The following is a 23170-nucleotide window of genomic DNA, read 5'->3' on the forward strand; positions in this document are numbered from 1 at the left end:
TCTAATGGAATGACTCTGAAATTGCTTTTTCGAATACGTCGATTGAAAGTGGCACATTTCCTAATGAAGAAACTTGGCAAGCAGCTGCCAAACTGCCTAAATAAAAGGCTTCCCATGAACTGGCACCAGCAACAAGAGCCAATGAACTTGCTGCTAAAAAGCAATCGCCCGCGCCTGCCGGATCAATTGCATTAGAGTTTAATGCTGGGAGCCTGTCGTTTTCCCATCCACCTGTTTTTCGATTTGGAATATGGATAAAGATGCCTTCTTCACCTAATGTAATGACCAAATTTCTTGGATTTGAACAGGTTGCTAATTTATCTGCCAATATGACTAAACCATCGTCTGGGTTATTTAATGCAACTCTGACCTCTCTTTCTGTCGGCGTGATCAAATCCATATCATGATAGCGCGAAATATCCCCAACTTGAGAGGATGTTTGACTATCAGCAACTATTTTAACGTTATTTTCCTTACATAGTTTAGCAATACTTTCGACAAATGATTGTGGTAAAACACCATAGTTAAAATCAGAGAATACCAGTAAGTCAGCATCTAAAGTTGCAGTTTTTAATTGCTGTAAGATTTCGGTTTGTAGCTCTTTGGATATCTTGTGCTGTCTAACTTGATTGACTCTCAGCAAGGTTTTACTGGAAGCACGGTATCTTGTCTTTAAGGGGGTTGGCCGTGTGGTATCTGTAAAAAGGTTTGCATCTAAGTTGTACAGATTGATATTTTCTTTGACATAAGTACCCGTGTTGTCATTACCTACAACTGAGAACAACGAGACTGTTCGAGCTCCGAGAGCTTTGATATGTCCTGCCGTTATAGCTGCTCCACCTAAAAACTTTTCCGTTTTGTTTGGAGTCATGACAATTGTTGGGTCCTCTTGAGACATACCAACGGCTGTTCCTTGTACATACTCATCTACAATTACCTCGCCAATCACTATGACCTTTAACGCTTGAGTCTGACTCATCACATTACGCAGCTTACTATGCGTAATATTATGTCGGTGAGCAAATGCTGCTGCTTCGGAATAATCAAAGTTATGTGTTAGGTTGTTCGCTTTACGAATATATTGCTCTGCAATTGTTTCATATTCACCTGAACCAAAAATCAACTTCCCGCCATATTGGTTGAGCATTTCAAGTTCAAGATTGTGTCGACTTTCAAATTCTTTGCCTTTCACAATCGCATAAGGCTTATACTTTTCAACGATGCATTGTGGAGATTCAGACGTTAAAAAAGCTTCATCTACACATTCAAGAGAGCTGACCATTTCAAGGCGGTGAGTTTCATTGATCCTACTTTTAACAGCCATTGCTTGATCTGTGTTGACTGCAACGATCAACTTATCACCACAATTACGGGCAAAGCTTAGCAGTCGTATATGGCCGGGATGCAACACATCAAAGTTACCCTGAACAATGACGCATCTAGGAGTAATATTTATCTCTGCCATACAACTTGTTCCTCAATACATGCAGCAATTGATTTGAAGTTAAAGTCTGCAAATAGTGTCGAGTTAATCATGCTGGTGTTTAGTGGACGCTTACCAGATGGATCTAATTCAGAGAATAAAATGGGCTCAATTTTATTCGCGTTTTTATCTAACGCCTTGGCCATTAGATACGTTAACTCCAGTCGACTATATGGTTGTGGATTGCAAAAGTTATAAGTGCCCTGAGCTCTTTGTTTAACAATGAAATCAACAGCCTTAACAATATCTTCAATTGCTGTCGGATTAAATATTAAATCTGAAGCCGCTCTGACAGTCTCACCAGAGGTGAGCTGATTAGCGATATCATTTAGCAAGGTCCCATCATTTGGCTTGTTCCCGATAATTTTTGCCAAACGAAGTACACAGGCAGCGCTATCTGTTATTGACATCAGCTGTGACTCTACTTTGCGCTTTTGAATACCATATTCAGATACAGCTGCATCATGGTTTCTGTCACAATAATTGCCTTGTGTTCCAGGAAAGACATTATCTGTCGAAATAAATACAATAGGGATTTTTTGGTCAAACAGAGATTTAATTAAGCGAATGGTTGCATGCACGTTAATATTGGCTGTTTTCTCGGGGGCAGCATTAATCTGGGCAATGTTTGTCAACGAAGCACAAATTATAGCAACATAATTAAGGTTGTGATCGAGTTGCAGGTCATCTAATGATGATGTCTCTAAATCAAAGTGTTGTAAACCAGTAGCAGGGTGTTTGCCATAGGTCCCTAATGTGTTGGGGTCTTGTTTAGAGAAATGCTGGAACAAGTGACCACCGAGTAGGCCACTTGCGCCAAACACTATCGGTGTTAATTGCTGAGTTTTTTCCATATTGCCTCTGCTAACTGAATATCGGTCAAAGCTTGTTGCGCACTTATTGTACTGTCAGTGTTTTTGTTTTTAACATCCTTAATAAATGCATTTGCTTGATTTTTAAATGACCAAGACCACTCTACTTGGAAGTGAGTATTTTCAGATACTTCACCATGCTTGCGTAGCTCTATATGAGCTGGCACATTACGTAACAGTGCAGGAGGTAAGGTAATGATGAGCTGGCCTAGTTCGAAGATGAAAGTACATTTCTCTTGCCAGTCTTTTTGATTTACTTCGCCAGTTTCTAATACGATGAGCTGTGATTCGGTGCGCATTACACATGTATGTGCCAACGGGGATAAATAGTTGAAGTACTCAACGCGTGGTGTTGTATTTAAAAAATGACGGATTAAGTTTAGCAAATGCGAATGCACGTTAACATAACGAGCAAATAACGATTTGTGTTCATCCCTTAGCCAGTCAGGAGCAAACAATGCTTCATCTTGCATTTGGGGTCGTTGTTCTTGGCCGTGGATATAACCTGCTGCTTTACAATAGCTGTCGCCCATATAGCATTGTGCACTGACTTGTAGCAAGTTACCCAACGACTTGTTCGCCATCACTTGATCAAATAACTGTTTTGCTTTGATGACTCCAAGATCATGTCGTTTCATATAGCCAACACAGTACACTAAGTTTTTTTGTGCCGCCAGTTCAACCAACTCTGCGGCAATTAAACTGTTACCTGCCATAGGTTTCTCACTGAATACATGCTTACCTGCAAGTAAACAGTCTCTTACTACATCCGCAGTATGAACACGAGCTGTTACAATGACAATTGCATCAATATCTGCATTGTCTAAAAGCTCTTTATGGGACTCATAGCGTTGTTTGATAGCAAACTTATCGGCTACTTCCTCACGCAGTACGGGGCGTAAATCAGCAATCGCTTTTAGTTCACACTCTTCAAGTTGTGCATAATTCTCGATATGTGCAACTTGGCCAATAAAGCCAGCACCGACAAAGCCAAGTTTTATTTTAGGCGATAAATTCTGCATAGTTCTCTTTGGTAATTACTTGCACTTTTGGCGTTAATGTTAAAAATTTTCCGCCACTTTCAAGGTAGTCAATATGTTTTTTGACGATTGCTTTAGCATGTATCCAAGCTAAAATTACGACTAAATTGGGCTGTGTTTCACTGAGTTCAGAGGTTGCTTTAACTAAAATATGATCGCCTGGTGTATATTTGCCAATTTTCTGAGGGTGATCATCGTAAATTTCACTAATTTGGCTACCTAGCTCAAATTGTGTTACAAGCATTGGACCGCTGCGTGCGGCCCCATAACCGGCAATTACACCATTATTAGCTAAGGCCGAGCCTGCTATTGCTTTTACTTCTTGTTTCATAGCATTTAGTCTTTCGACGAACGAGTTCATTGATTCCATGGAGTGAAGGTTGGCAGATTCTTCATTCGCTATCATTGCTGCAACTGATGGCTGTGCTTGTCTTAGCGCCCCTTTATGCTGAGCAAATCCGATGATAGAACCACCTTGAATAGAAACATGCTCAACATGAATCACTTCAAGTCCCTCAGCGGCCAAAAATTTGACTAGTGGCTGTAGTGAATGATTACACAGGTGTTCATGGAAGATGGTACCAATCAGCATTTTATCTATTATGTCTTTCAAATAGGACACTTCAAAAACAAAGAGTCCATCTTTACTCAACACTTTAGTAATGCCCTTAAGTAGGTCAATCATTTCATCTGCATGTGCAAACACATTAAATGCCGTCACCAAATCGGCTGTACCATATTGCTCGCTAATGAACGTACCTTTTTCTTCCGTCATTAGATCGGCAATTGTCTCTACACCTTCACGGGTCGCTTTTTCTGCGATAGCCGTGGCGGGATCAATACCTAAAACTTTGAAGCCTTTTTGTTTAAAACACTTTAAAAAAGTGCCATCGTTACTTCCCACATCAATGGCGAATTGCTTATCAAACGGACCATATAGATCCAGTATCATTTCAGACACCTCTTTGAAGTGATCGACAATGCCTTTTGTTTGCCCAGAATGGTAGGTGTAGTCAGCCCACAAATAAGTTGGGTCAACAACATCGAGGATTTGGACATGGCCACAATCGTTGCAAATATATAGATCAACAGGTAAAGCTGGTGCTCGAGGGCTGCTAGGATCAGAAACATATTTTTCAGCTAAAGGCGTAGCGGCAAAAGGAATTGCCACGGGCACATTTTCGCTTAAGCATAGTCTACAGTTCTCTCGTTTTGTCGTTAATTGATGTTGTTCTGCTTTCATATCATTCACTTAAGATGTAAAAGTTGTAAAGTATTGATCTACTTTCAAAATAGCTTCGACGATAGCATTCACATGTGATTCGTCATAGTTTTCGTTAACATAAAGGTTAAAAGAACGGTCACGGGCACTGGTTGCATTGGGTGTCTCAGTAGGCGTGTTGAAATATTCATGTGACCAATTCCAATCAGAGATCAAAAATTTATAATTCGGGTTCATTGGTACTCCTTCTGCTATGAGGGCTTGGCAGTACTCATCCTTTCTCTGAGCAATTTTTTCAACATCGAGTAAAACCTGAATGTAAAAAACTGACGGGGTACCATGCCACGGTGCTATGCTGCATACTTGTGACTGTTCATTTAAGCGCGCTTGGATTGCTTCCATAAAGGCATTTCTTTTAGCAATGGTCTGCGGCAAACGTTTTAAAGATGAGAGTGCGACAGCACAACTAAAGTCATTGGTGTTCCAGTTGAGCGCAGGGAACAAGTGTTGAGATGGGTCTCGTTCTATATAGTCTTCAGACCATAAAGGTTTACCGCGATCAGAGTGGGCAAGTACCTTTTGATACAGAGTTTCGTCTTTACAGAATACCAATCCACCACTGCCAGGAGCGGCTATATTTTTACGATACATTGTTGAGGTTGCCATGATATCACCATAGCTACCGACGAGTTTCTCATTCAGGCTTGCCCCTGGTGCTTGAGCACAATCCTCGAGCACTTTAATCCCTCTTTTTTTGGCCTCTCTGGCAATAACGTCGACGTCCGTTGGTAGACCTGCGCAGTGCACTAACATGATACAGCTGGTTCTGTCGGTAATTTTTTTCTCAATTTGCTGCCAGCTTGTATTGAAGCTGTTCGGCTCTGAATCAGCAACGACAGGGACCATTTGTTGCATGATAATAGAACTCAGCGGGCCCGCATCGGTTACTGGTGATATTATTACTTCGCTGCCTTTTGGCAGTTCCAATGCGGCTAGTGCAACGTAAACTGAAGCAGTACCAGTAGCGACAGCAACTGTATACCCTCCGCCCATATAATCAGAAAATGAAGCGCAGAGTTGTTGCTCAAACGGGCCCCTATAACATGGGTCTTCCCCTTTTTCTCGATAAAAATCTAATACCTCAAGAATTGCTTTTTCTTCATTTTTACCAAATGCTTTTCGTGGAGGAAAGCTTGATTCAATTATAGGAGTTCCACCATATAATGCTAAGGTGCTTTTTGCTGTACTCATAATTTAATAGGTTGCCCTTGTGCTAAGGATTTATCTGCTAGTTCAAGAATTTTAATAACTTCTATAGCACTAATAAAGTCCTGTAGATCAGTATCTTGATTATTTACCTTATCGGCAAAATGCAGCAAAGATTTAGTCAATGGGAGGCGAGTATCAATATTTATTTTTTGCCCATTAATTGTTAATGGAACTTCAGCACGATCTTTAAACAGGTACTGATTTTGGTTTTGCTGAATGTGTAGCCATCGCGTTTTTTCGGGCATACCGTTACCAGCACAAATTTCTGCATGTGAGCCATCACTAAAACTCAGTTTTAATTTTACAACTTCTCTTTTTTCATCATCTTTTAGATCTTCTGGGATCGGCAAGTAGTTTGCCTTAAGAGAAATTAGAGACCCAGAGATGATTGTCAGTGCTGCAGCTATGAAATGTGGGGAATACTCCCAAAGTGGTGTCATTACAGCATGGTGTGGGTATGCTGCGCCAATAGCCCCTTTGATGTGAATATTACTATTATCTAAGCGAGATTGAATTTCGTTAACAGCAGGGTTGTATAAGTCGATATGATTGACTTGAATGATACTGTTATGCTGTTTCGCTAAGTCTAGTAATTGTTGAGCAATGTTATGGCTCATCGCCAAAGGCTTCTCAATAAACAGCGGGATCCCCAATGGTAAGACATCTTTCGCGAGAGAAAAGTTAATATCAGGCGGAAGCGCAGCCACAATACAGTCAAACTCGTTTCTATGTTCTAGTAAGGTCGACCAACTTTTAAATACAGTCAACTCATTCTCGTATTTTACTCTAACCGCAGGGTTACTTGTGACAATATGAGTAAGGCGAACGTTAGGCATTTCTTCGCGTATTGTTCTAACGACGTTCTTTCCCCATCGGCCTACACCAACTACTGCAATTTTTAATGTATCTTTACTTTTTAAATGCATTCAAGTTCTCGACAAATTTTTTGATGGCTTGGTCATCTGAGCTATCAGGTGCAAAAGGCGCCACTTGGCTGGTATGTTCAGGGAGCCAAGGGCCGCTGAGCACTTCATGATATAAAACGTATTCTGTTCTTGGCACCACAGTATGGTATATGGGTGTCGTAACTTTATGGAAAAAGCTATTTTCTTCAGTAGAGGAATGGCTTAAAGCAGACAATGCGCTACAACCAATAACACTTCCCTCGTCATTAAAAGTGTAAACATCCATTGCGCCTTCAATCATATGATACGATTCTATAACACCTTCTGGGTGGCGATGTGGTGCAAAGTAATTATCCCCGTATAGACAAATAATCATTTCTTGAATCGCAGCTTCGTGATCTTTGTGTAGACAAAATCTAAACCGCCCAATTTCAGAATTTTTTGCGAGCTGTTTCAATTCACAAAGGTGTTGCGAAGAAAGTTGTATTATTGGCTCATCAATTTGTTTTGCGTTAATCATTTTATATCGTCTTTATCAAATGTACTCAGAGTACCAAAAATATTTCCTATTGAGTTTGATTAAGCACCTTACTTAACTTCAATTGTGACTTAAATTACTTTTAGATATCGGTAATGATGTGTTTCTTATAGAACACGCTAAGCCAACATCACTTTTTGCCTTGTTGAATATAGTTAAGTGCTTATCGTGCGCCCTATGTTTTACATTTGATAAGAGTGATTACAGAAGGTTGCATGTGGTGACTTGTTAAATTCTTCATGCAATACCTGTGATAACTTTTCAACATTCACTAATGTGATATCACAGTCACCATATTGAGACATTTTAATACCACCGATATTGGCCAATTTCTTACCAAACTGATGAAAATCCCGAGTTCGTTTAGTGTGGCGCTTTAACGTATAAACATGGGTTTCGCCTGATTTACTTTTCAGTGAATAGGGCGTGTCGTCATCAACAAGAAAAGCATCAGGATTATAGATTTCCTCAAATAAGTGAATATAGGTGCAACTTTCCAGCGCAACCCCAATTAACAGAATAAAAGAAGAACTTTTCAAATCGGAGCTTTCGATAAGGCCATAGGGACTTCTTGTTGAGCAAGGGCCAGAGTCTAAATGATGAGAATGGGTGAGGTATTGAGCATCAACACCTAGCGCTGCGACAGAGTGAGTAGGGTGCAGGCTACGGTGGGTCGCAAACTGTGTCCTAAATATCTCAGTGAGTACACCCGTATGAGAGGGCGTTGCCTTTTCATCAAAAGCACAGTTGTTTTTGTTAACTGTACGCCATGTCATGGTTGGCATTATCACGTTACCTTCGCAAAAGTAACGTGTTAGAAATTGGCACAATGACTCTGCTTGCACATCTTGCCTACTTAACTGTGTGAAGGCACTGTGAACCATTACAGTGCTTTGGCGGTTTACGCTCATAGGACGGAACAAGGCGTCTTCTAACCAATTATTAAATCTCATCAATTTGGCGCTCCAAAATTACACATTGCTGATTGAAATAAGAGCAAATAGATTCAGTGGTTTCTACATCATACGGTATTTGATGAGTACCATTTTGCGCGAAAAATTGTTCTTGACCTATTTTAAAGCCAGCTCTTTCTAGGGTTGCTTTTGATGTTGCAAAATGACTATCGTCAATTGGAGAATACCTTATAGAAGAGCAGTTTTTCAGGAAATAATAGGCAAAACTTGGGCCACCTGATGAGCTCAAATTTATATATGCCGAATTGTATAGTGCAATTCTTAAATGAAAACTAACAGAAGCCGCCGGTAGCTCTAAGGCAAGGTGTGAGAGTGGGCTGGGGCTTAAGCACTCGGATGTATCCCTGATTACAATGGGGAAATATTGTTCTTTGTCGAGTGTTTCAATAAACTCCAACCAAGGAGTAATAGGGGAGTTTCTCTCAGGGTGTGTCGTTGTATTACGAAGCGTTAGCGTAATTAGTTTTTTCCCAAAGGCTTCTTCACTCTGTAGTAATTTATCTACCATAACTTGGGCTGAATAAGGTACTGTCAGCTCGGGTAATGGTATTCCAGCATCATAGTATGTTTCTAATTTAAGCAAACCATATGCTTTTCCCGTCCCTTCAGACAATATTGAAGAAGGGAACACATGCTCTTTGGACCCAATGAAGTGATACAGTTCGTCTCGGTGAGTAATATCTGTTGTGCCAATATAGGAAGAGAAGCTTTCGAAAATTGGCCTGACTATATTGGCAATGCGCCAGTTTATTTCACTCTGAGAGTAGTGTGCAGAGAATGAAAGCTTCTCCTTATTCACTTCAGGGGATAGTATATAAAAGTGAATATGTTTTAGACCTAGCTTAACTCTGTGCGCTTCAGCTACTGCTGCAAAGCTCAATGCATCGAAGCATGGGAGATTTACACTAAGGTCATAAACGACATGCAATATTTGCTCTGGTTTATTGTCTTTCCTGATGGTGTCAATGCAGCGCATAACTTGGCTGTACGTAATATTATAAAATTCAATTTTGTCTAGCTCAAAGCCAGTCTCAACTAATGAATTGGCAATATCATCGACAAACATAGAACAAATAATGATTTTTTCAATACTTTGTTTTTCTTTACGTGCAAGTTCATTAAGGCTGTAAACACGTCTACCATTATAGTTTTCACCGCCATTTGTTGTCGCTAATAATGCGTTTGGATATTGCTTAAGTAGCAGATCGGTGACGCTATTTATGCCATAGAGCACGATGTAAGATGTATTCATGCTTAGATATGACCTTGTGATGATTTTGGCACTGCATAGAGTACGGTCTCAACAAGACCGCCATCATGTTGCCTTAAATAAAAGTCATACTTGTTAGGTGCAACACTTTCTATCTGAAATTGTAGAGAGTATAGATGCTCAGGCTGGTGGTAAGCTGATATAGCTAACAAAGGAGTATTTTTATTGATAATACCTCGTGCTCCTTCAATTGCCTGTGGTTCGAACGCCTCAATGTTCATTTTAATAAATGAGGGGGCAGCATTTTCTAATTCAGCATCTAGCGAAGTAATATCAATGCTCAGTTCACCTGACTCTGAAAATAGTGAAGCTCGTTCATTATTGGCGGAAAAATTTAACTTAGTAACTTTATCCCCAACACCCTTATTTATGCATTGTACTTGCTGGTAAGCTGACATGTTGTCTTTGAGACGATCAAATGTATTCGGATCTGGTTCAAATGCATAAACTTGTTTGACGGTATTTTTATAACGGCTTAAGTGTATAGCGACACTGTCTCCATCAAAAGAACCACAATCAACATAGCTATGTGCGAAAGGCGATAAATCAATATTGGTCGGAAGATATAGGTCCCAATCTATAAAATCTCCCATAACGGTGGGGTCGCCATTTAAGCGATAATCTAAGCACGATGCAAGCACACCAACAGACACGTCATCTGCAAGGTTAGACTTTAGAGTTTTTAAAGAAGATATATTATCTACTAGAGTTTCTAGCATATCTTTATGAAAAAAGTGCGGCTCAAAGCTTTCAGGGTATAAAGCTTGAAGGTGCATAAATGTGCTTACAGAGGCTGCTTTAAGCTCTTTGCACTTAATATAGACGCGGTAAGTACGGTGTGTGGCAAGAATAACGTGTCGATTGACGATATTTTCAGCGCAAAATTGCTTGATGTATTTGTCTGCGAGTACTTCAGTTCCTACTTTTTCTTCATTCATGTCAACAATGCGCACATCAGACGCTTGAAGAGAATTAAAGATAGTGAGGAGTCTAACTCCTTCATCAGCAGCACCAACGATTGTGATGGGCTGATTTATTAAAGTATTGAGATCAATATGCTTACAGCGTTGAGAATCACGAAGCTGTTCAACGTCTTTACCTTCAATGACTTTAATTAATTTTTCTAGATAAGAAGTGTTGTCCATATCTACCTACATTTTTTCCAAGAGTTTAATCTGTCCAATCGATTGTAAAAAGTGAATTCGGCTGATGTCCTAATAAGCAGGTTGCCTTCTTGTTTTTCTTCAAAGATATTTGATGCCCAGCGATCGCAGTTTTTACAAAATGGAACTTTATCCCATTCGCCATTTTCATGATGCTCACGTATTTTTGTCATCGCCTCACCTTGCCAGACCTCTTTAACACTGGTTTCTACGACGTTCCCCACGACAACATCTTTAAAACCGTCAAGGCAGCAAATAGAGACATCACCATTAGTATGGATAGACATTGTTTCATAGAGCTCGGCACAAGGTTTTCTCTGCTCGTGGTTTATATCAATGTGTGGAAATTTTCCATCTTCAAATATTTCACCAATGCGCACAAAATCAGTAATTTCGACCCATTTGTCTATGAAGTCCTGAACTTCATGGACATTTTCAGGTTGCTTAGTAAAGGATACGCCAATTCGAGGGCTTGGATTATCACCTCTGATTGCCAGCAACTGCTTTACATGCGCCTCAATTTTTTCAAGTTTCTCAACACCGCGAATTTTACTCAATGTTTCATTCGTGGTTGCATCAACGCTGACTGTAATGCTGTCAACATCAATCTCTACCAGTGACGATGCCATTTTTTTATTCATAAGCAGGCCGTTGGAGTTCATTGAAATTGTGAACCCCCTGCGCTTCATGCTGCGCAAGTGCATTAAAATATCACGGCCCATTAACGGTTCGCTCCAAAGGCCAGGGCCAATGGTCTTGGTATGACCTTCTATTTCATCTAGAATTTGCTTGGCATCAGTAACCTTCATGTGCTTTTTGATGATTGCGTTAACTTTGGGGTCATCTGTGCTGCCATGCACAACACACATAGGACATTTCAGGTTACAGTCTGAGCTTAAATCCATCAAAACCCTACTTGGGTATGGCTCGAGGGGTAATTTGTATGTACTCATTTGCATCTCCTAAGTTGCTATTGCGCAATCTTAATCAGAGCTCTCACAATTTTTTTGTTATGTAAGTCTTGAAGTGCTTGATTTATATCTTCTAATTCATAGCTATGGGTTAGCAATGCTTCCAAGTTCAGTTGGCCTTGCTGATATAGCTCTACGAATTTTGGAATATCTTTATCAGGGTTACTACCACCGCCCCAACTACCGCGAATAGATTTGCCACGATGAAAGGCATGTGGCTCTAAAGAAATTTTTAGCTCGTTACTAGGGTGTGAGGCAAATACACATTGTCCGCCACCATCTTTGACAGATTCAAATGCTTGCTCAATGGTTCTTACAGTTCCACCTGCTTCTAAGCTATAGTCAACACCAACACCATCAGTAATATCGAGAACTGCTTTTACTGCATCTATTTTACTTGCATTAACAGTGTGGGTAGCACCAAGCTGTTTTGCTAAAGATAATTTCTCTTCATTTACATCCACTGCAATTAATTTAGTAGGCTCACTGAGTTTTGCCGCCAGCAATGCACTCATACCAATGCCGCCAAGACCAAAAATGGCAATTGTTCTTTCTTTTTCGGGTTTTAGTTCGTTGAATACTAATCCTAGGCCTGTTGGTAGAGCACAGCCTAATAGTACCGCAAGTTTGTCGGGAAAGCTGGTGGGTAATTTCACAAGCCTGTTTTCTGCAACAATGGAGTTCTCACATAAGGTGGTAGCGCTGCCTGAATTTATTAAATAATCTTTATGGGGGTATTTTCCGCCTGGTGCATTTAGCCCTTCCCCTTGGATCCAGCCAACCACGACTTTATCACCGGCTTTAATCTTGGTCACCCCGTCACCAATTTTTTCTACAATACCAACACCCTCATGGCCAAGTAAATGAGGTAAGTACTTATCTTCGCCTCTGCCGCCTTGGACCTCCATCAGCTGTGAGTGGCAGAGACCGCTATATAATAACTTAACTTGAACTTGTCCTCGTGTAAGCGGAGGCATTTCAATACCATCAATGATCTCTAAAGGTTCACCAGTATTGAATAAAACGGCTGCTTTCATGATTTCCCCTTGTTGGTATTGGCTATTTTTTTGAAATAATAATAGTTACTAATTGGTTTGTGTGCTTCGAAGTCAGGTACGTCCGGAAATGCATACTCTATCAATTCATAGCTTGTTGAAACTAATTCAAAGCCAAAACTAGATACTAAATTTATAAACTCTAATTTGGTCCACGCATTTTGATGATTAAATTGGAAGTCTTTTTCGCTGTCGCGTACTTTTTGCGTCAAGATTTTCGAAATTTCGTTTATGGACTCTATCTTAAAGATCTCGGCATATTCTTCACTAGTTAGCCTCACAGGTCCACAATACCCAGAACGAGCAGATGCTTGATCTTTGTATAGATGACCATAATCTGAATTCCAGAAACTAGTAATTACATTCGCGGCATGTGATAAAGCACACTTAGGATCAACACCATGTTTTTGCCAGTTTTTAAGTAGCTCTTTTGATTGTGAGAATTGATTGAAATACTGCATGTTACCATTTAAACCTGCAGTCCTAGCAGAGTCAAAATCAGGGATTTTGATCAATAGGTCACCATCTGGTTGAAGGATCCGCCAGCTTTCTGTTAGTAAGTTTGTCAGTGTTTCATGATCAATATGTTCAAAAAAGTGTGAAGAATATACGAGGCTACATGAGTTATCCAAATTGGGTAAAATCGTTTTTGGAGTAAAGCTAATAGGTTGGATATTAGCCCCATCGCATTCATCGTAACAAATCCAGTTTTCACCATTAAAGTTAGCACCTCCACCAAGGTTAACTTTGTAAGCACCACACCGTTGCCAAGGCTTATAAGGATATTCTGAAACCAAGCCTACTGTACGAACTTGCGTGTCTTTGTATTGATTCGTTGCTATGGTGAGTTCACAAACCAATCTATTAAGTTTATCGGTGGATAGGCCTCTGTGCTGAAGACGGCTGTTTTGGAAGAGTAAAAAAGTCCCAGCTTCACCTTCAACGGTTATTTGGCTCCCATCTTCGAGTTGTATCATAGTAGAACCTGTATCAGCAGAAGGGGGCGTTATATATAGTAGGATCTTTTTCACTGGTTTAGGCATATTGTCCAAATGAAGTTTGTTTGACCCCACATTAGAATTTAACACTTTAGCGAGCTTAGTGATGCGGCAATTAACAACTTTCCAATGACTACCTAATTGCTGAGCAATTTCCTCGTAGTGCTTTTCCAAGAAATCTTCAATCGCCAGTTGAGCGGCAGGCGTTACTTCAAGGCGTTTTAAATCTGTGTTTTGTTCGCCTAGGGCATTGGAAAAATAGTCAAAGTCATACTGACTTGAGTCAATCAATTGTACTTGCTCTGGTAGTTTTTCACAGAGTAAGCGAAAGCCATGAGCAAAGTCTTCACCAGATTTAGAAATATAGAACCCTTGATTTTGTAATTGGGAGCCGTTCCAATTATGTATGCCTCTGTATGCCGATTCTGAGAGAGACTGATATTCATTCCAAGCAGATTCAGAGATATAAAGCCGGTTTGTTACGTTTTCACTGTAGGGCATTAAGGGAATTAGCTTAGATTTGAACTGCTCATTATGCTTAACGAGTGCATGCTTTATCTCACCATAAAATGAAATAGAAGACACTACCACAGGGTGGTCTACATTTTTCAATTCATAAGCATTTAGTACATCTATCGGTGTTTTCTTCGCTTCGCGATCTATCACTGCAATTGGCGCTCTTAAGCCATTTTCTTCAATAAATTGCAGAATATCTAAGCTCCCGCCTCCAGATCCGTAAACGTAATAATCGTTGTCTGATAAATTATTTTCTCGATAGACAACTTCAAATCTCGTCGTTATTTGAGACATGATAATCCTCACTATTTCATTAGGTTAGTTTTTTTTAATGGTACTAAACCTAATTATTTATTTAACCGCGCTTAAGTCACAAAAGGTGCTTGCAGATTCAATTCTCGCTGCGATTGATTCAAAGTATTTTTGACTCTTAGCTAGCTGTTTTGACTTTACTTCCTCAAGTTCATCATATGTTATGCAACTTTTGTTCCAAGAGAATTTTCGACGTGTTTGTATATCGTCAATAAACTCGTTTAACATAATTAAACACCACTTTAAATGAGTAAGTTCTAATGTTGTTAAGAAGATATTTCGTTGAATAGGAATATGTTGAAATAATTGGCTATCAAAAAATAACTTCAGAGAATTCATCTCAATAGGAACGGCGGGCTGTGAAAAAAAATCGCATAAGAGTTTCCAGCTTGTATCCATGCCAGCATATTCAAAATCGAAAAAAACTAGCCCTTGTTTAGTTTTCATTGCGTTATGAAAGCCAAAGTCTGAGGGGGATAAGATATTTCTTTCTAGCTTTACTCCCGCATTTTCGGGTAATAGGCAACGTACTTTATCAGCCCTGTTTTGGATTTTTTCTAGCAGCTCTTTTAAACATTTACTGTTTTCAGTTGCCTTAAATCTGGCGAGGCGTCTTTCTATTATGGTATGAAAACCAATAAGGCTCGAAGGGCTCTCTGAGGCTACATTTAAACTTTTATTATCTAACGGAATATCATTAATTCTTTCAATAAATTGAAGTGCATCTGAGACTAATTTAGGTGAAGAGCATTCGATGCTATCCCCTTGTGTAAATTTAAATAGACTTACATAATTCTGTTTGCAAGAAGCAATGGGTTCAGGTATAGATTTGACTCCGTTGTTCCATAGGTGCTGTGAGAAGCTGAATTCATTCGTAAGTTTATTAGTTGATTGTGTATGGTGAGGGGAGAATGATTTTAAAAACCAACTCCCTTGGTGAGATGCAACTTGATAGCCGCGATTATTAGCACCACCACTTAATGTAGTTATAGTCAGTTCATCGGTTTCTAATGTCTGTTTCAACCACAGTCTTATTGCTTCACTTATCATATTACCTCAGGGATATCAGACCACTTGGTAATGTGAGTTAAACCTTCTTTGTTGTTAGAATTATTATTAAATAAGACTTTTCTACAGCGAGCAGGAAATAGTTTATGATTAAAAATTGACTCTAAATCATCGATAAATAAATCACAATTTAGTTTATCAATACATAATAACTTTTCTTCTTTTGTCTCGTTAAAGTTTAGGTCAGACTCAGAAAAGGGCGCGCCATTTGAACCTATAAAACCATTGCTCTTTAGCCAATTAGTTGCAGCATGATGAAAGTCTACAGGCTCGCCAATAATTGGATAGCGTGTTTTGTGTGAAATGAGTTTCAAAGTATGACCTTTTGCATGCCATTGTTCAAGGACTTGCAGGCAGTCAGTATATGGGCGAGCTTGATCAATTTCTTTACCGTATACAATACCTTGTAGCTCGGTCCACTTTCGCTCATTGTCACTAATTATAAAATAACTCTTAACTTCTGTTTTGGATCGTCCTGTGGATTCGGGGATCCAGTCTAACTTTAATGCAACATCATAGAAAACACCTGTGTAGTCCGCTATTGTATTATCAAAATCAATCCCAATAATCATAGCAATCCTCTGTGAACAAGTTTATTTAATATGTTACTAACGGTTAAACCTGCTTTGATACGGGCATCCTCTGGTGAGTGCACTTGGTCAATAAAGAAATCGGGTATACCAAAACGATGAACTCTAACCGCTGCCGTGTGATCTGATACATACTCTAGTACTGCGCTACCAAAGCCACCATTAACATTGTGCTCTTCGAGAGTAACAATGTGATCAAAGCGAGCTGATGCTGAAGTTAGGTAGTCTTCATCTAGAGGCTTCACAGTATGAAAACTTACTAGTTCAGCGTTAATTCCTTTTGCTGATAATTCATAATGCAGCGCTTGCGCGAGTGGCATAATCGTTCCAGTCGCTAAGATAGTTACCTTTTCACCAGCGACCATAGTATGTGCCTGACCAAATTTTAAAGCTGGTTCAGCGTCATGGACACTTGGTTCGTTTTTCTTACCGATCCTAAAGTAGCATGGTTGATTGAGCTCAATAAGCTGAGGCATTAAAATTTCGAGCTCTTGTGCATCCGCTGGGCAAACAATATTCATGTTTGGTAGGGAGCGCATCAATGCGATATCTTCAAATGAATGATGGGTTGGGCCCAAATTTGCGTACGATAGTCCAGACCCTGTCCCAACGATGATCACAGGTTGGTTCTGGTAGGCAATATCAATCTTTATTTGTTCAAAGTTACGCGCAGTGGTAAACGGCGTGATGGTATATATAAAAGGCTTGTGCCCCATCATGGCACTGCCTGCAGCCATAGATGCCATATTTGCTTCCGCGATGCCCGCATTAACAGTGCGGTCTGATGCAAACTCTTTTAATGGATTAAATAGTCTGTTACCGATATCAGCATAAAAAAGCAGTAATCGTTGGTCGTCTTTCGCCAGTTCGGTTAGGACCCTTGCAAAGGCATTTCTCATAGTCCAAGCTCCTTTTTCGCCATATCTACTTCATCAGCTTTTGGAATTCGGTAGTGCCAGTTGTTGTCATTTTCCATAAAGGATACGCCTTTACCTTTAATGGTATCCGCCACAATACAGACTGGTTGAGAGTATTGCTTTGCCTGTTCAAAAGCATTTTGCAAGCTATTTAAATCGTGACCATTAATACGAATGGTGTGCCAACCAAAAGCGCGCCACTTTTCTTCCAATGGTTCTAAGTGCATGATATCGCAGCTTTTCCCAGTACCTTGAAGCTTATTGAAGTCTACAATTGCGACCAAGTTATCAAGCTTTTTCCCAGCTGCAAACATAGCAGCTTCCCACACAGTGCCTTCATTGAGCTCGCCATCTCCCATTAAAACATAAAAACGATTCTCTTTTTGCTGAAGCTTTGTGCTCAGTGCCATACCTGCTGCGAGGGAAAGTGCGTGTCCTAACGATCCTGATACCGTTTCAACACCAGCGGGGGCATTGATACCCGGGTGTTCTTCAAATTGGCTGCCTGTTTGCCCATGCTCGTACAGAGCCTGAATGTCAAAAAAGCCACGGTAAGCAAGTGCTGTATAAAGGGCGCTGGCTGCGTGACCTTTCCCTAATAAGAAGTAATCACGATCACTGGCATTGGGCATGCTGGGGTCAATATTTAAAACGCGCCAGTAGAGCGTGGCTAAAATATCAACGCAGGATAAGCAGCTGCCTAAGTGGGGGGTTTTAGTCTGGCTAGAGACATCACATAATGTATGTCTCATTTTTGCCGCTATAGTTTCAAGATTCATAATTTACTTTACGGAATAAACCAATAGAAATCGCCAGTGTAGCCGTTATCTTGGAAAAATTGTTTCCAATCATCTACATGCATGATGGTTTTGGCTGTTAATGCCCACTCCAGCATACGCTCTTTTTCTTCATCGTTGCGGTAAGCATCTACAGTAATAAATGATTTACCTCGACTTACTCGTTCGATTTCCTTCAGTGCTAATGCACATTCTTGCTCATCTAAGTTATGGATAGTATTAATCGACATCACCACATCGAAGCTATTGTCTTCGTAGGGCAGAGATTTTGCGTTACCCTGAGTCAATATGTCTTTAACTTCTTCTTTTGCATGCTCAAGAGCATACTCAGATATATCTAAGCCTTGTAGCTGTATGCCAGGGATTAATTGCTGTAAATCGTAGAGCATGAATCCTTTAGCACAGCCAACGTCTAGCAGGCGGCTTTGTGCGGATAAGCCAAAATGAGCTTGTAAGTCTGGTACAACCGGTTGCCAAAAGCGTGAGAAGTAACTGAATCCGCCATAACCATAAGTGCGGTCACCGTCGAAAAAGTCTTTACCATATTGCCTTGCAATCTCTCTGTCGGCTTCGGTAATGACGTTGGCTCGGCCTTTAGTGTCTCGCTTAGACTTTGGGTAGTTTTTTAATAGGTCTATTTCTTGTCCTAGCATAGCTTTCTCACGGTTTATGAATATATGAATCTGGTAGATTTTTTAAATCATCAAGGTGTGTTTTAACCCAGCCAATGGTACGTTCAAGTCCATTTTCGAGTGACACTTGGTCTTGCCAATTAAGTTGCTCACGCAACTTGGTTGCATCTAATAAGTATGCTGCATCTTTTCCTAGGCGGTCTTCTGTCACTTGGCACACTTGCTCAAATGGGACTTGTAACATGTCACAGATCAACTCAACAAGTGCACGGATGGAAATGGTGCGCTCGGTTGAAATATGATAGATGTCACCTAGCTGCCCTTGCTGAGCAATTGAGTGAGTCGCTGCTGATACATCGTCGATGTGAATGAATGAGCGGGTAGAATGGCCACCACCATGCAATGGTAATGTTTTGCCTAGTAGCGCAAATAAAATGGTGCGAGGAATAATGCGATACAACTGCTGTCCTTCACCATACACATTCGCTGCCCGTGTGTATAACACAGGGAAGTTATGTACATCAAAAAAGGTATGTAAGCTCATATCTGCAGCAGCTCTGGAAACAGCATAAGGTGTACTGGGATTGTAATTGCGGTGTTCAGGCACCAATCCTTCGCAGCTACCGTAGACCTCTGGCGTCGAGATATGAATGTACTTGTCTAAGTGATCAATATGTCGCAGGCGGTTGTGTAATTGTACGGTAGACACGCAGTTTGTCATAAACCAGTGTTCAGGGTAATCCCAGCTTTGTCCAACCATACTTTGTGCTGCAAAGTTATATATATGTTTTATCTTATGCTTTTCAACCAAAGCAATGATTTCATCGAGATGATGGTTTAAATCAAGTTGATGAAAATCAAGGTTATTTTTTTGTTCAACCCAACGGTAAGGGAGCAGGGCATTATGTGGCTCTTTTGAGCGACTGGCAGCGATGACAGGCTGCTCTTTTTTAAGCATATGTGCACAAAAAGAAGCGCCTGAAAAAGAATTGCTACCAAGTACTAAAATAGGAGAATCAGACATCTTTAAGTTCCTGATAAAGTGCTTTCATAAGTATGTGCCCGATGATCACTTGGGTATCTTCAGATATTTGCATATCTTGTACATCAAAATGAAAAGCCTGATCGAGCATCGGCTTGGCTGTACCGCCTTTAAAGCCTAATATCCCGACCGTGGTCATACCGAGTACTTGTGCTTGTGCAATGGCGTTTATGATGTTTTCAGAATTACCACTGCCAGATAACACTAACAGTACATCGTGCTTGTTTGCTTTGACTTTGAGCTGGTGGCTAAAAATATTTTGATAGCCAATGTCATTGCCTAGACAGGTTAAAATTGAACTGTTTGCAGCGAGCGCTTCTACTTTTAGAGCGTTGCCTTGAGGGTGTATACCAAAAGTAAAGTCATTAGCAAGGTGAATGGCGTTTGCAGCTGAACCGCCATTTCCGCAGATAAATAAGGTGCCGTTATGCGCTTTCATATCGAGCAAGGTATCTACGAGCTGAGCGACTTGTTTACCGTCCAGTTGAGTGAGTACCTGACTTAATGTCGTTGTATAGTCCGCTGTAATGGACTCTGCTGGATGTGCTATTGGCAGCTCAGAAACTGCACCTTGTTTGTTGCTCATAATACTTCTCGTTGCATCCATTTTAGGTTGTAGAAACGGTCTTGATCTTCAAGTTGACCATTTTCAAATGCATCTATTATCTCGCTAATAGCGGTACTGACATTTTTCTTTGGCGCAAAGCCAGTCGCCAATAACTTATCTGAATTTATTCTGTAGCAGCGCGGGTCGTTAGACGGTGTGACTTCAATCTCACAATCAACCTTGCTTTGTACCATTTTTGCTATATCCATGATCGAGATATTCTCGAATCCAGCATTAAATATGCCAGAAGTCTTTTCTGGGTTTTCAAGCATATAGATGTAAAGATCGGTAATATCATCGATATGAATGTTTGGACGTACTTGCGCACCACCAAACACAGTGATTTTTTTATTTTTAAGCGCTTGCATCGTCAACATATTGACAGAGACGTCTAAACGCATACGATCTGATAGACCACATACAGTTGCAGGTCTGACAATTTGCACCGCCATGTCATCTGTGTAGCTCAGTAACACACGCTCCGCGACCATTTTAGTTTTGTTGTATTCAGAAATTGGTTCTAATGAGAGATCTTCTGTCACTTGCTCTTCATCTTTAACGCCGTATACACTGCCAGAGGACGCATAGATAAATTGCTTAATTCCAGATTTTTTAGCTTTGTCAGCTAATTGCATGGTAGCTAAGGCACTGACTTCCCATGTTAGTTTAGGGTTGAGATCACCACAGGGGTCATTAGCAATAGATGCCAAATGAATAATGGCGTCAATACCATTTAAATCAATACTGTTTGCGTCCCTTACATCCCCTTTTATCACGGAAAGGTTTTTGTGTGCAGGTAAAAAATTGCCAAACCATTGCGTGTCTAACGCGACTACTTTATAGCCCTTATCCAAAAGCTTAGGTACGAGTACGGTGCCTTTGTAACCCGTTGCACCGGTGACTAAAATTGTTTTGTCTGTCATATTTTCTCTACTTTAAATTACGGTCTATTCGGCAATTGCATAGAGGACGATTTCATTGCAAAAATCGCCGTGAGAATGTAAGTAAAATTGATAATCACTATGGAGTTGTTCAATTAACTCCGCAATCTGCCATAGGTGTTCAGGTTCGTGATAGACTGAAATTGCTAGATTAGGCTTAAACTGCCTAATAATCTCACTAGCACCTTTAAGTGCTTCTATTTCAGCGCCTTCGACATCCATCTTGATATAATTAGGGGCAAGTCCAAAACAAATATCATCTATTTTTGCGACTTGTAAGCTATTAATTTCAGATGTTGTATTTTCGACAATTTTGCTTTGATCGCCACATGAACTAAATTCCAATTGGGTGTTTTTAGACCATACACCAGCTGGTTGAGTGAAAACGCGCGGATAGTGCGCATCTCTATTTCTCAAGCGATTTTGTAGCTTTTTATAGTTCGTTGGGTCTGGTTCAAAGCAGACAATACTGTCAAATTCTATATTATATTTTTTTGTAATATTTACAGCTAGTTGCAATGTGTCGCCATTAAACGCGCCACAATCAATCATTTTAAGAGGCGATTTAATCAAGCCTTTACTCATCAACTCCTTGGGAAAGTATTGCGTTTCCCAATCATTTTTGAGATAGGTTGTGTGGCTTGGGTTTTGTCTAAATGCCCGAATTCTCGCAAGGCAGTCTTTGCTCTGAGCATTGACGAGTTTAGTATGTAATGCGTTTAATTTTTCAGCGCACTGAATTTCACTTTGCTGCAATGTTTGTTTATGATTTTCGTCGTAAAAATGGTTGAAAATATGGCTAAACTCGGACATAACCTCATTAAGGTCGTAGCAATTTTGAAATCCTTTCTCAATCATTTGTGCTTTTACAACATGGCTTAAGCACGAAAGCGAAATAAGTACAGGATGCTGGCTTGGTGAGACTTCATCAGGCTTAAAAATAGGGACCCCTTTGTAATCTTTTTCATTTGAGTACAAATCAATGAAAAATAAAACTTTATCTCCCTGTTTAGACATAGCGTCGAAAACAGCTTTACCATTTCCTCCGGCGCCATAAATAATGTATTCCATTGGTTCCCCTAAACAGATTTCTGATTTACATGTTTATTTATATCGGTAAGCGTAGGCTTTTCCTTTAATTGTTTTTTTAGCTCAGGGTAGGAAAAGTCGAGGTTATTACCAAAATGTGCATAAATTGCTTTGATTGCGGTGTAATCATCAGGCTCATCCAAAGTCAGTCGCCAATGCTCCAGCGATTCACCTTCTGCGAATGAATAAGTGGCAATCGAGCTAAATTTAGCCATGCCGAGTGTGACATGTTCTCTGTCCGCTTTGCTTGTTGCAAGCTGATGGGTCTTTTTTAAAAGCTGATATGAAAACGCTGTGCAATCTAACCCTCTAGGGTATCCACTGTGTGGCCCTAAATTGACCACGTCAAATTGAGAGCGTTGATGCTCATCGATGACTTGCTTGGTTAAATGTGGATCAATGAGGGGGCAGTCACTTGTCAGGCGTACGATAGTAGTATCATCTATCGCACCATATTGTGTCGCAGCTTCGTAATATCGAGACAACACATCTTCAGTACTACCTTGGTAATATTTTATTTTTTGCTCTTTACATAGCTCAACAATGGGGGCTTCAGAACCATCATTGGTGGTTGCAATAATGATGTGCTCTTTAAATTCTGCAAGTCTGTCTAACATGACCTGTAGTACAGTAGAATTACACAGAGGGAGCAATACTTTGCCCGGTAATCGAGTTGAGGTCATTCTAGCTTGAATGATGATCTGAACGTTTTCCATCGAAGTCGTTGTTATCATTATAATTGCGTTCAATATAGCAAATCATTACACTCAAATACAGAATAAAAAATTGATTGTGTGCGTTGAGTTTATTGGCGTTGGGCGCTTTTTGTACCATTGTTAATTGTCGGCGTGAAATTTGCTACGCAATTTGTATTATATGCCTAAAAAAGAAGAGAGCAT

Annotated in this window: 23 protein-coding genes; all 23 read right to left on the reverse strand. The window is 40.1% G+C overall.

What is annotated here, in order from left to right:
* Position 1: 1 nt before the first annotated feature.
* Positions 2-1465, reverse strand: coding sequence for a PfkB family carbohydrate kinase (locus L1077_RS12985; RefSeq protein WP_237137219.1), 1464 nt, complete (start codon positions 1463-1465; stop codon positions 2-4).
* Positions 1453-2337: a sugar nucleotide-binding protein gene (locus L1077_RS12990; RefSeq protein ID WP_237137220.1), complete on the reverse strand. Its 885-nt coding sequence runs from the start codon at positions 2335-2337 to the stop codon at positions 1453-1455. Before L1077_RS12990 ends, L1077_RS12985 begins: the two co-directional genes overlap by 13 nt.
* Positions 2316-3377 carry a Gfo/Idh/MocA family protein gene (locus tag L1077_RS12995; protein ID WP_237137221.1) on the reverse strand — a complete coding sequence of 354 codons (1062 nt, stop codon included), beginning with the start codon at positions 3375-3377 and terminating at the stop codon, positions 2316-2318. Before L1077_RS12995 ends, L1077_RS12990 begins: the two co-directional genes overlap by 22 nt.
* Positions 3358-4638: a class I SAM-dependent methyltransferase gene (locus L1077_RS13000; RefSeq protein ID WP_237137222.1), complete on the reverse strand. Its 1281-nt coding sequence runs from the start codon at positions 4636-4638 to the stop codon at positions 3358-3360. Before L1077_RS13000 ends, L1077_RS12995 begins: the two co-directional genes overlap by 20 nt.
* Positions 4639-4647: 9 nt before the next feature.
* A complete protein-coding gene (locus L1077_RS13005; protein ID WP_237137223.1) occupies positions 4648-5868 on the reverse strand; it encodes a DegT/DnrJ/EryC1/StrS family aminotransferase in 1221 nt (406 codons plus the stop codon).
* A complete protein-coding gene (locus L1077_RS13010) occupies positions 5865-6812 on the reverse strand; it encodes a Gfo/Idh/MocA family protein (RefSeq protein ID WP_237137224.1) in 948 nt (315 codons plus the stop codon). The genes L1077_RS13005 and L1077_RS13010 overlap by 4 nt, the downstream gene beginning before the upstream one ends.
* Complete coding sequence (locus tag L1077_RS13015) at positions 6796-7311, reverse strand: WbuC family cupin fold metalloprotein (protein WP_237137225.1); 516 nt, start codon at positions 7309-7311, stop codon at positions 6796-6798. Before L1077_RS13015 ends, L1077_RS13010 begins: the two co-directional genes overlap by 17 nt.
* 200 nt (positions 7312-7511) lie before the next feature.
* On the reverse strand, positions 7512-8282 hold the full coding sequence (locus L1077_RS13020) for an AAC(3) family N-acetyltransferase (protein ID WP_237137226.1): 771 nt from the start codon (positions 8280-8282) through the stop codon (positions 7512-7514).
* Positions 8272-9555, reverse strand: a complete 1284-nt coding sequence (locus L1077_RS13025) for a hypothetical protein (RefSeq protein ID WP_237137227.1) — start codon at positions 9553-9555, stop codon at positions 8272-8274. The genes L1077_RS13020 and L1077_RS13025 overlap by 11 nt, the downstream gene beginning before the upstream one ends.
* Positions 9556-9557: 2 nt before the next feature.
* Positions 9558-10718, reverse strand: a complete 1161-nt coding sequence (locus tag L1077_RS13030) for an FkbM family methyltransferase (protein WP_237137228.1) — start codon at positions 10716-10718, stop codon at positions 9558-9560.
* A 2-nt stretch (positions 10719-10720) separates the two neighbouring features.
* The gene (locus L1077_RS13035) at positions 10721-11689 is read right to left on the reverse strand and encodes a radical SAM/SPASM domain-containing protein (RefSeq protein WP_237137229.1); all 969 of its coding nucleotides are present in this window, start codon (positions 11687-11689) and stop codon (positions 10721-10723) included.
* Between the two features lie 17 nt (positions 11690-11706).
* Positions 11707-12744, reverse strand: coding sequence for a zinc-binding dehydrogenase (locus L1077_RS13040; protein ID WP_237137230.1), 1038 nt, complete (start codon positions 12742-12744; stop codon positions 11707-11709).
* Positions 12741-14570 (reverse strand): hypothetical protein, encoded by a 1830-nt coding sequence (locus L1077_RS13045; protein WP_237137231.1) that lies wholly within the window; start codon positions 14568-14570, stop codon positions 12741-12743. The genes L1077_RS13040 and L1077_RS13045 overlap by 4 nt, the downstream gene beginning before the upstream one ends.
* 57 nt (positions 14571-14627) lie before the next feature.
* Complete coding sequence (locus tag L1077_RS13050) at positions 14628-15638, reverse strand: aminoglycoside phosphotransferase family protein (RefSeq protein WP_237137232.1); 1011 nt, start codon at positions 15636-15638, stop codon at positions 14628-14630.
* Positions 15635-16228 carry an HAD family hydrolase gene (locus tag L1077_RS13055; protein ID WP_237137233.1) on the reverse strand — a complete coding sequence of 198 codons (594 nt, stop codon included), beginning with the start codon at positions 16226-16228 and terminating at the stop codon, positions 15635-15637. The genes L1077_RS13050 and L1077_RS13055 overlap by 4 nt, the downstream gene beginning before the upstream one ends.
* Positions 16225-17145, reverse strand: a complete 921-nt coding sequence (locus L1077_RS13060) for a transketolase family protein (protein ID WP_237137234.1) — start codon at positions 17143-17145, stop codon at positions 16225-16227. The genes L1077_RS13055 and L1077_RS13060 overlap by 4 nt, the downstream gene beginning before the upstream one ends.
* On the reverse strand, positions 17142-17942 hold the full coding sequence (locus L1077_RS13065; RefSeq protein WP_237137235.1) for a transketolase: 801 nt from the start codon (positions 17940-17942) through the stop codon (positions 17142-17144). The genes L1077_RS13060 and L1077_RS13065 overlap by 4 nt, the downstream gene beginning before the upstream one ends.
* Before the next feature lie 8 nt (positions 17943-17950).
* The gene (locus tag L1077_RS13070) at positions 17951-18613 is read right to left on the reverse strand and encodes a class I SAM-dependent methyltransferase (protein ID WP_237137236.1); all 663 of its coding nucleotides are present in this window, start codon (positions 18611-18613) and stop codon (positions 17951-17953) included.
* A 7-nt stretch (positions 18614-18620) separates the two neighbouring features.
* A complete protein-coding gene (locus tag L1077_RS13075) occupies positions 18621-19616 on the reverse strand; it encodes a GDP-mannose 4,6-dehydratase (protein ID WP_237137237.1) in 996 nt (331 codons plus the stop codon).
* Positions 19609-20220 carry an SIS domain-containing protein gene (locus L1077_RS13080; protein WP_237137238.1) on the reverse strand — a complete coding sequence of 204 codons (612 nt, stop codon included), beginning with the start codon at positions 20218-20220 and terminating at the stop codon, positions 19609-19611. Before L1077_RS13080 ends, L1077_RS13075 begins: the two co-directional genes overlap by 8 nt.
* Positions 20217-21164, reverse strand: a complete 948-nt coding sequence (locus tag L1077_RS13085) for an NAD-dependent epimerase/dehydratase family protein (RefSeq protein WP_237137239.1) — start codon at positions 21162-21164, stop codon at positions 20217-20219. Before L1077_RS13085 ends, L1077_RS13080 begins: the two co-directional genes overlap by 4 nt.
* A gap of 24 nt (positions 21165-21188) precedes the next feature.
* On the reverse strand, positions 21189-22253 hold the full coding sequence (locus tag L1077_RS13090) for an FkbM family methyltransferase (protein WP_237137240.1): 1065 nt from the start codon (positions 22251-22253) through the stop codon (positions 21189-21191).
* Between the two features lie 8 nt (positions 22254-22261).
* Complete coding sequence (locus tag L1077_RS13095) at positions 22262-23005, reverse strand: cytidylyltransferase domain-containing protein (RefSeq protein ID WP_237137241.1); 744 nt, start codon at positions 23003-23005, stop codon at positions 22262-22264.
* Positions 23006-23170: the final 165 nt, after the last annotated feature.

Source organism: Pseudoalteromonas luteoviolacea (assembly GCF_021654285.1).
GTDB classification, from domain to species: Bacteria; Pseudomonadota; Gammaproteobacteria; order Enterobacterales; family Alteromonadaceae; genus Pseudoalteromonas; species Pseudoalteromonas luteoviolacea_J.

Bases quoted from the DNA above. Each gene is read 5' to 3' on its own strand.
- L1077_RS12985 (WP_237137219.1), bottom strand. From the start codon at position 1,465: ATGGCAGAGATAAATATTACTCCTAGATGCGTCATTGTTCAGGGTAAC.
- L1077_RS12990 (WP_237137220.1), bottom strand. From the start codon at position 2,337: ATGGAAAAAACTCAGCAATTAACACCGATAGTGTTTGGCGCAAGTGGC.
- L1077_RS12995 (WP_237137221.1), bottom strand. From the start codon at position 3,377: ATGCAGAATTTATCGCCTAAAATAAAACTTGGCTTTGTCGGTGCTGGC.
- L1077_RS13000 (WP_237137222.1), bottom strand. From the start codon at position 4,638: ATGAAAGCAGAACAACATCAATTAACGACAAAACGAGAGAACTGTAGA.
- L1077_RS13005 (WP_237137223.1), bottom strand. From the start codon at position 5,868: ATGAGTACAGCAAAAAGCACCTTAGCATTATATGGTGGAACTCCTATA.
- L1077_RS13010 (WP_237137224.1), bottom strand. From the start codon at position 6,812: ATGCATTTAAAAAGTAAAGATACATTAAAAATTGCAGTAGTTGGTGTA.
- L1077_RS13015 (WP_237137225.1), bottom strand. From the start codon at position 7,311: ATGATTAACGCAAAACAAATTGATGAGCCAATAATACAACTTTCTTCG.
- L1077_RS13020 (WP_237137226.1), bottom strand. From the start codon at position 8,282: ATGAGATTTAATAATTGGTTAGAAGACGCCTTGTTCCGTCCTATGAGC.
- L1077_RS13025 (WP_237137227.1), bottom strand. From the start codon at position 9,555: ATGAATACATCTTACATCGTGCTCTATGGCATAAATAGCGTCACCGAT.
- L1077_RS13030 (WP_237137228.1), bottom strand. From the start codon at position 10,718: ATGGACAACACTTCTTATCTAGAAAAATTAATTAAAGTCATTGAAGGT.
- L1077_RS13035 (WP_237137229.1), bottom strand. From the start codon at position 11,689: ATGAGTACATACAAATTACCCCTCGAGCCATACCCAAGTAGGGTTTTG.
- L1077_RS13040 (WP_237137230.1), bottom strand. From the start codon at position 12,744: ATGAAAGCAGCCGTTTTATTCAATACTGGTGAACCTTTAGAGATCATT.
- L1077_RS13045 (WP_237137231.1), bottom strand. From the start codon at position 14,570: ATGTCTCAAATAACGACGAGATTTGAAGTTGTCTATCGAGAAAATAAT.
- L1077_RS13050 (WP_237137232.1), bottom strand. From the start codon at position 15,638: ATGATAAGTGAAGCAATAAGACTGTGGTTGAAACAGACATTAGAAACC.
- L1077_RS13055 (WP_237137233.1), bottom strand. From the start codon at position 16,228: ATGATTATTGGGATTGATTTTGATAATACAATAGCGGACTACACAGGT.
- L1077_RS13060 (WP_237137234.1), bottom strand. From the start codon at position 17,145: ATGAGAAATGCCTTTGCAAGGGTCCTAACCGAACTGGCGAAAGACGAC.
- L1077_RS13065 (WP_237137235.1), bottom strand. From the start codon at position 17,942: ATGAATCTTGAAACTATAGCGGCAAAAATGAGACATACATTATGTGAT.
- L1077_RS13070 (WP_237137236.1), bottom strand. From the start codon at position 18,613: ATGCTAGGACAAGAAATAGACCTATTAAAAAACTACCCAAAGTCTAAG.
- L1077_RS13075 (WP_237137237.1), bottom strand. From the start codon at position 19,616: ATGTCTGATTCTCCTATTTTAGTACTTGGTAGCAATTCTTTTTCAGGC.
- L1077_RS13080 (WP_237137238.1), bottom strand. From the start codon at position 20,220: ATGAGCAACAAACAAGGTGCAGTTTCTGAGCTGCCAATAGCACATCCA.
- L1077_RS13085 (WP_237137239.1), bottom strand. From the start codon at position 21,164: ATGACAGACAAAACAATTTTAGTCACCGGTGCAACGGGTTACAAAGGC.
- L1077_RS13090 (WP_237137240.1), bottom strand. From the start codon at position 22,253: ATGGAATACATTATTTATGGCGCCGGAGGAAATGGTAAAGCTGTTTTC.
- L1077_RS13095 (WP_237137241.1), bottom strand. From the start codon at position 23,005: ATGATAACAACGACTTCGATGGAAAACGTTCAGATCATCATTCAAGCT.